10 protein-coding genes are annotated in these 7887 nt (G+C 35.0%); all 10 read right to left on the bottom strand.

The window, feature by feature from the left end:
• Positions 1–523: 523 nt before the first annotated feature.
• The 10 genes from BTR25_RS26225 to BTR25_RS27945 all read right to left on the bottom strand — a co-directional run bounded on the left by BTR25_RS26225 (position 524) and on the right by BTR25_RS27945 (position 7802).
• Positions 524–1036: a hypothetical protein gene (locus BTR25_RS26225; RefSeq protein ID WP_254842805.1), complete on the bottom strand. Its 513-nt coding sequence runs from the start codon at positions 1034–1036 to the stop codon at positions 524–526.
• A gap of 164 nt (positions 1037–1200) precedes the next feature.
• The gene (locus BTR25_RS26220) at positions 1201–1740 is read right to left on the bottom strand and encodes an HAD-IIIA family hydrolase (RefSeq protein ID WP_075690896.1); all 540 of its coding nucleotides are present in this window, start codon (positions 1738–1740) and stop codon (positions 1201–1203) included.
• Between the two features lie 162 nt (positions 1741–1902).
• Positions 1903–2343 (bottom strand): hypothetical protein, encoded by a 441-nt coding sequence (locus tag BTR25_RS26215; protein ID WP_075690895.1) that lies wholly within the window; start codon positions 2341–2343, stop codon positions 1903–1905.
• A 135-nt stretch (positions 2344–2478) separates the two neighbouring features.
• Positions 2479–2751 carry a hypothetical protein gene (locus BTR25_RS26210; RefSeq protein WP_075690894.1) on the bottom strand — a complete coding sequence of 91 codons (273 nt, stop codon included), beginning with the start codon at positions 2749–2751 and terminating at the stop codon, positions 2479–2481.
• 468 nt (positions 2752–3219) lie between these two features.
• Positions 3220–3693: a GNAT family N-acetyltransferase gene (locus tag BTR25_RS26200; RefSeq protein WP_075690892.1), complete on the bottom strand. Its 474-nt coding sequence runs from the start codon at positions 3691–3693 to the stop codon at positions 3220–3222.
• Between the two features lie 198 nt (positions 3694–3891).
• Positions 3892–4404 (bottom strand): hypothetical protein, encoded by a 513-nt coding sequence (locus BTR25_RS26195; RefSeq protein WP_254842804.1) that lies wholly within the window; start codon positions 4402–4404, stop codon positions 3892–3894.
• A gap of 149 nt (positions 4405–4553) precedes the next feature.
• Positions 4554–5882, bottom strand: coding sequence for a group II intron reverse transcriptase/maturase (ltrA, locus tag BTR25_RS26190; RefSeq protein ID WP_075690891.1), 1329 nt, complete (start codon positions 5880–5882; stop codon positions 4554–4556).
• Positions 5883–6488: 606 nt separating this feature from the next.
• Complete coding sequence (locus tag BTR25_RS26180; protein WP_075690897.1) at positions 6489–6923, bottom strand: DUF4279 domain-containing protein; 435 nt, start codon at positions 6921–6923, stop codon at positions 6489–6491.
• 178 nt (positions 6924–7101) lie between these two features.
• The gene (locus BTR25_RS26175) at positions 7102–7533 is read right to left on the bottom strand and encodes a DUF4275 family protein (protein ID WP_075690889.1); all 432 of its coding nucleotides are present in this window, start codon (positions 7531–7533) and stop codon (positions 7102–7104) included.
• 131 nt (positions 7534–7664) lie between these two features.
• A complete protein-coding gene (locus tag BTR25_RS27945; protein WP_175596903.1) occupies positions 7665–7802 on the bottom strand; it encodes a hypothetical protein in 138 nt (45 codons plus the stop codon).
• Between the last annotated feature and the right edge of the window lie 85 nt (positions 7803–7887).

The following is a 7887-nucleotide window of genomic DNA, read 5'->3' as shown; positions in this document are numbered from 1 at the left end:
GTATTCAACGTATTCAAAGATATGGAAGTAAACATGTCTTAACAGGGGGAGGATACGCCCTTGAAGTTTAGTGTGGAAGTGTACTCCTTCCACACTAAACTTCAAGGCTAGTAAGCGAAAGCGCGGTAGGGATGAAAGATAGACTAGTTGCCTGATGAGGGGGCTGCTTAATCCCAGGATTAATAGTTCCCAAAGAGGGCTAAATTCAAGTCTTTAAAACCTGTATCTATAAATACATGTAAACAATGATAAAAGGTGCATTCTTTCAATATTTATTAAGTTGATACTGTATATATCTGCCCGGTTAGTAAAAAAGCGACTGCACTTCTTATGCAATCGCACCCGTTTGTTTAAGTAGATTTATTCACAAACTTCGTTTTTTTATCAAAATTAACGGGCTTCTCTTTGAAGTGTAAGTATAAGAATCATAAATACGCATATGAATTCTGTTCAAATCTCACAGTGAAAATCACAGTAAGAAAACGCTGTTATAAAATTATTCAACAACGTTTTTTGGATTTCTCTATTTTAAAACTGTTTCGCCTGGGGTAAATGCTTCATATTGATTATATTTCGTTGTTATTGATGAAATAAACCAATACTCTTTAAATGGTTCTAGATTTTTTTCCACAGTTATAATTTTCTGCCCACCACCAAAATCTCCATATGATGCCCATAAATCGTATTTAACGGTATACCGCATTTTGGATTCGCTTAGCTTTTCTACTTTGGTAAAACGAAAGTTACTAACCGAAGGGCTTGACTGACCTGTCACCCAGCGAGTTTGCTCAAATTTTCTCATTGATTGTTTTTGAAGCGAAGGGGACAACATCGCATACTGGACAGCACCGCTTCGATTATTCACGCCTAATATCCACAATTCAACGGCTTGTTTCGGTTCTCCTACGTGCAAGCCAGTCATAAAAGACAGTAACTGGCTTTCTAAAAGATTGAGTTGTTTTGGAGCTGCTAGTGCGGGGGTGTTATTAAATAGCAWTAATGAAAATAAAAGTATAATAAATCGCAATAAATTCATAATATCATCACCTTAAATTAAAATTAGGTGTATTATCCCCAAAGTTAATCTCAGCTATCCTTCTCTACAAACCTGACCCGATAGTGAAACAACGAAAAAAGGCTGCTACAACACAGCCTTACTCTCTTAAAGTATCGCATCCTTTAGTTAAAGAGAGGCAAATTTTATTGGTTTGACATTAACCATTTAATAGCTCCATTTAAATCCTCCGCTATAAAATCAGGATTTACTTCTCCCCACCGACCAAAAAACTCCTTGTTTATATACTTATCAAAGGTTTCTTTACCACTACCTGTTTTCACTAAAATTTTCTTACATCCAACCTCATCGGCAGCTAACAAATCAGTCCATCTATCACCAATTACTACACATTGGTTTAAATTTAAGTTATTATCCTTAGCAGCCTCTTTTAGCATTTGTGGAGAAGGTTTTCTACATTGACATCCTTCATTATGCTGGTGTGGGCAGAGATAAATTTTATCAAAACCAAAATCTTTGAGTTCTTTTTCAAAACTTTGAAAGGAAACTTCTCCCTTAGAAATTCCAGGTTGATTTGTAAAAGAGCAAATTAAAACACCAGACTTTTTCAATTGCTGTATTGACTCTCCAACATCGGGGAATAGTTCAAACTCCCCAGGATAAATAACACAATTACTCCCCCCAATAGTTCCATCCCTATCTATGAAAACTGCTTGTATGTACATAACTTAATTACCTCCTAAATTACTGTATATTCATAATAATATTCTGTAATATTCAAAGGAATTCCTGTGTATTTTGGAATACTCTTCTTCAAAGTAACCTTCCCCAATAGTTGAAGAAGCGACAGCTCTGTACTGCTATCGCCCCCGTTACTTCAAGAAGACTTATCGAACTTCAATTACAAAAGCATAACTCGAACTTCCCTTTTCCCAACTTGCATGGACATCGTAAATATAAACACCTTTTTCTTTTGGTGCTATTAAAACATTATTACTTAACGAAACACCTTCCACTTCGTTATCATTAAGCCATCTATTTACTCCCAATGTATTTGCGTTAGGTTCTTTTTCAAATTCTATTTTTAATTTAGATTCAGGCAATACAATCACAGGTTTAATTTCATGATGTTCAATTAACATTGGCGGCGAAATCGTATCGGCACAAATAGAATTAAATAAACCATCCCAACAATATGAACCTCGTGCCACTTCCAGTTTCTTTTCATCAACAGTTATATTTGTTTTTGGTGGGCTACTATTAAATAACCCGATAACGAAGTAAATCCCAACACCTAAAACAACTAATGTAATTAACGCCTTTTTCATAATTCCCCCCCTTATCGTCCTTTCTTTAACTCTACTGCTCTTTTATTTCAATAATAAAAAGCCATTCTCCTTCTTAAAGAATAGCACCCGTTAGTCTAAGTGAAACGATTCACAATTTAGTTAAATAAGACGTAATTACCTTTTCAATTGCTTATCAAGCAGATTCAATAACTTTTTTTGAGCACTCTCATTACGAATAATTTTTTTTACTCGATAATTGCTTTGTAAATAAGCTCTTACGTACTTATTTGAGAAAAACAACCTACGATACTTTTCGTCTTCATAAATCCTTTTAAACCAACCTTGCTGTTTTAAAAGTTCAATGTTTTTGTCAATTTTTCTTGTATTTAAACCCGTATTACTTCCATATAGGAATGAACCTAAAAAATCAAATATAAAGTCAAACAATGCTAAACAACTCCAGAGTTCGAATTTGTCTCTTCAATTACCTCACTTCAATATGGTGTGTAGCCGTTAGTGAAAAAAACGAAAATAAATTGCAATAAGATAATTAACTGCTATAAAAACACAATAAATTTTATATAAAGCAGCAAAGAAGCCTTTTTCGTTTCGATTGAAAATTAAATACCCAATAGACATTACTAAAACAATTATGTACAAAGGTGATACTGCAAGKTTTGAATATGTTTCTGCTAGAGTCATTTTCATTTTTCCCTTTTTATTTTATCATTTAAAAATTTCAATATTTTTATACTATCCTGCCCGTTAGTGGTGCAACGAGAAAAAAGGCTGCCGAAGCAGCTAAATCGTTATTGAGCAACGCCACCCATTAGTTTAATTGCATTGTTTCACATACTGAAGAAAAAGGTTATGGGAACAGCCTTTGCATTTACATACCCATTACTTAAGGTAGAATTAACATACTTTTATATAATGAACCAGAGTCGCCTTTTCATTTAAACTATGTTTCCAGTTTTCTAATCGTTTGTAACCAATTTTTTCATACAAGTAACAGTTACGTTCTTCTTGTAAAATTGTCCGTAATTCCCAAGAAGTTGCTTGTGGGAACAACTCCTCAATTAAATGTATCGCCTTTTGTGCAATACCCTTCCCTTGATATTCAGGTAAAATAAACATCGGACTTATCCAGAATTGCGTCTTTTCCCTCCAAAATACACAGATAGCCCCTACAAGAGCATTGTTGCATAGTATCTTATAAAATCCTCCATTAGGATTATTAATTCTCGTAATTACTCTTTCAACCGTTTCGTTTGCTGGGTTAGTATGATAATCCTTATATTTTTCCAACAATGGCGTAAACGCCTTAAACTGAATTTCTAATATAGCCTGTGCATCGGTATTAGTTGCTTTTTCTAATCTCAATTCCATAAAAACTCCACCACCAAATTTAATAAAATTTCCTTAATATTCTACAAGTCCCTTATCATTTCCTTCTTTTACTATCCTGCTTCGTTTGTTCAATAAAAGCTGCCGCAACAACTCATTATAATTTGAACTCTTGGACCCGTTAGTTGAAGAACAATTTTTAAATTCTTGCAATAAAAAGTATGGCAATAGCTTTATTATTTAAGAATTTTGCTTAATCGTTTCTTCTACATAAGTAAGAAAATTACTGTATGGGGAGTTTCCTTTCAAGAATTGCGATACCATATTCAAAGGTAGGATAACTATATCCCTTTTTTTAGAATAAAGAACACTTTGTGTTTGGGTATTACTATACATTCCATCAAGATTGTGAGAATAATTGTGTATAGAATCGGACTCATACCAGTAAAAGTCTTGCTTGATATTATTTTTGATAACCTCACCAATATACGCTCCTATACGAACCACTAAATTATCAAAATGCTTATTCAACAATTCAGTACCAAACTCCGTATTCATTAATCTTTTTGTATATATATCAATATAACGAACACTTTCAATAGTGAAATCTAAATTTCTTTTAGTAAGGTTCTCTTTATCCCAGGAATCATCTGATACATCCTGATACATTAATTTTGCAATGCCTTTTAAATCATCTTTTTTTAATTTTGCTCTATTAAGAAACCAAACATAAGAGAATTTCTCCTTTATCAATTGTCTCCTAGTGCAGCTACCCTAATTATAACTCTTATTGCATTAGTCGAGTAGAAGGGAGCCTTTCTACCTTACGGTAAATTGTACTCCTCCCCCCTCACAGAACCGTGCTTGCGCTATTAACGCACACGGCTCCTCCTAGTCATCGTTTACAGAATGTAGCTAATCTCTTTTCTAAGTTCATAGATGTTCACTTTGATTCTTGGTGAAGGAAGTGGATATTTACGAAGAAAAAGGTTAAATTTATCCCATGTAAAGGATTTCCTTTGGCTTCTTCTGTTTAGCCATTTAAATAGTAAGTATTCAATTTTCTCTTTGAAGTTATTAACAGTTTGAGTGTTATCCGTGATGCAATAATAGTTGTAATAACCTATAAGTGAGCGTTTAAATCTATCCATAATTGTATGAATATCTTTATTTCTATTAGTCTTCAGCCATTCTTTAGATTCTCTTAGTTTGCCTTGGACTTTCTTCCTGCTAGATTTTCGTTTTACTCGAAATTTCCCTTGTTTGCTTTTCCCGCAATAGTGGGTAAACCCTAGGAAATCGAAGGTAGCTGGTTTACCATTTCCCTCTCGCCTTGCATTATTTTCTGCAAACCGTCCGAAGGGAATTATTTTAGTTTTATCCTCGGCTATTTCCAGGTTAAATTTCTTTAATCTCGCTTTTAATGAATCGAAGAATTGCTCGGCTTCACTTTTATTCTGAAAACAACAAACAAAATCATCTGCGTATCTTACTATATATGCCTGGCCTTTACATTGTTTCCTAACCACTTTTTCAAACCATAGATCAAGGACGTAATGGAGATAGACATTGGCTAATATCGGAGATATCACTCCACCTTGCGGTGTACCATTGTCTGTCTTGTATTTCTTACCTTCCTCCATGTATCCACCTTTAAGAAACCTGCTGATTATTCTCAGTAGGTTAGGGTCAGTGTTACGGAGTTTCAAGAATTCCATCATCCATTTGTGGTCAACGTTATCAAAGAAGCCTTTAATATCTACATCGACTACATAACTTACTGCTCTCTTCTCAATATATTGATTCAGTATTTTCAGTGCATCGTGGCAGTTTCTATTTGGACGGAACCCAAATGAGCAGTTCAGAAAGTCATTTTCATAGATGGCATTTAATATTTTCGTAATACCCTTTTGAACAATTTTATCTTCATGTTCCGGTATACCCAATGGTCTCATCTTGTTTGAATTGAGCTTTGGAATATACATTCGTCTTACTGGAACAGGACGATAACTTTTGCTTTTAAGCCTACTTACTAAGTCCTCTATGTTTTCGTCCAGGCTGTCACTGTATTGTTCTTTTGTCGTTCCATTAATACCAGTTGCCTTTTTATTAGGCAGTTCATGATGACACTGAGTTAGAGATTGCTTATTCAATAAATGCGCAAGTGATGTGAATTTCATTTTAGGCTCGGATTTTGCTAATTCTGCTATCCTTAGTAGTTTTGTTTCCATTTATTATACCTACCTCTGTGTGTAGTAAATGTGTCCCTAGTAAGGGTGATAACTGGTAGCTAGCCTTTCCTCCATCGGCATTACCCAACTTCATTGGTACTACGCTGCTATCCGACTCCCTACAATCGGCATTTGGTTTCCTTGCTTGTTATCGCTTGTAGACCATACTCTTCTATAAAGTAGAAGAGACCGGTAGGGTCTCCCGAGTTGCCGTATCATATCAATGTGTAACGTGCCAAGGTCTCTGACTCCAAAGAGGTTTTATCCTTCTCGCCTTTGACGAAGGATAAAATGTTGCTTTCTGCACGCAGGTAAGGCATCAGCCCTCTCGGTTTACTAACGTTTATGGAGCTCAATCCCTTCAACCATTTGGCTTTCGGCCCGCCACCTAACTGTCTACGCTTAAAGACCAAAGTTACCTATAGTCCTCCAAGACTCGCTACGAGCGAATGGCTAGTTCTTACTCGACGGGAATCCCACCCGCTATATGATACGACCTAGGCTCGGCCGCACACCTGCTTCGTTAGCTCCATAACAAAAAAGGACCGCCGCTGCAATCCCCGTCTTCAACATTTACCCCTATCACTTGAACAGGGACTATACATTCTAATCGTAAACAGTATCATTATAAGGGTTTGCATACAAATCAATATCAAAGTCCGCCTTTATACTGTTTGCGAATGCAATTTGTTCATTATCAATATGTAAGCCAGGTGTGTCCCCGTTTTCCATAATTATTACTATTGAGAAATCACATTCAAGTTGATACTTATTTTTTAGCCCATTAATTATATCTGCTTTATTTTTTAATCGTTCTAGTATCTGGTCCATTTGTATTTTGACATCAAAGGATTCTTGATAGCCTGTACTTAGTTCCCAGGATGTTTCTTTTCGATACTGACTCTTTGTTGAAATAACATTTGGATTAAGAGGTCTAACAATGACATCACCCTTTTTATAGGAATTGGTTGGTTCAATTCCCATTGCCTCGGTCACATCTTCTATTGGAAACTCATTCCCATATAAGCTGAAGTAAACCATTACTTGAGTTTTAACCAAGTTAATATTTCCCCTCTCAAAATGCACTCTTTTATTATAGAATGATTATACCATCCTACTTCAACTAAACTTCACCTTTACTTAAAAAAGCATAGGAGCTGTCTATCCGACAACTCCATCTTTCGTTAAAGCCACCCGTTACTTGATTAAGATAGATTTGCTAATCCTCATTTAGCTGATAGAAGTATGGTCCACAATATTCTTCATGAGTAAGAACATAGGTCCATGAAAAATCGGTATCAACTACATAAACATCTTCTAAAAAATCGTCAACATCTTTTATTAGGTCCTCCGCCCTTAGACTTTTGTCGTTTCCAAGCAATAATACATTTTGGTTGTCATTGTAAAAAATATAACAGCCACTTTTCTTTACCTTATTAAATGCGTCCCTTGCTTTTTGTTCTTCTAAACAGGAAAGTTTCTTATAGCTAAATACGTGCCATAAGTGCTGATGTAAATAAATTTTTCTTTTTTGGGATTTGCTAAGATTTTTGGCGAATGCTTCTTCCCACTGTTTCTGTAGTTCGTCTCTTTTTCCTACCAGTTTGGAAACAAGGATTCCTTTAGACTTTAACAATTTAATCTGTTCCATACTAACTCCTCATACTTTCTCCAAATGTTAAACAAACGCACTCTTTACTTTAGTATATTAGTTCAGAATCATACAGAGATTTTAATATGTCTTCGAAACAACAAAAATGAGAAGCTAAATAACTTCTCATTTCAGTTCATTAATTCGGCGATTTGCAGAAGGTGATGTACCGTAAACTTTTTCTTTAGGTACTTCTTATTCCCAATCCCAATATTATATTGAAGCCCATCTTTTTGAAAAATAATTCCGTATTCTAATGGGTCACTCATTCTGTATAAAACCTCAGTCCCATCATTTAAGGTGTAAAACTCATCTCGATTAGCTTTAAAAAAATTCAGAGTTGACGTTCAGCAG

The sequence above is a fragment of the Bacillus sp. MRMR6 genome, from assembly GCF_001940785.1.
In the GTDB taxonomy this organism is placed as follows: domain Bacteria; phylum Bacillota; class Bacilli; order Bacillales; family Cytobacillaceae; genus Neobacillus.
The sequence above is the reverse complement of the archived record's forward strand: the minus strand, read 5'-3'. Positions and strand labels throughout refer to the sequence as shown.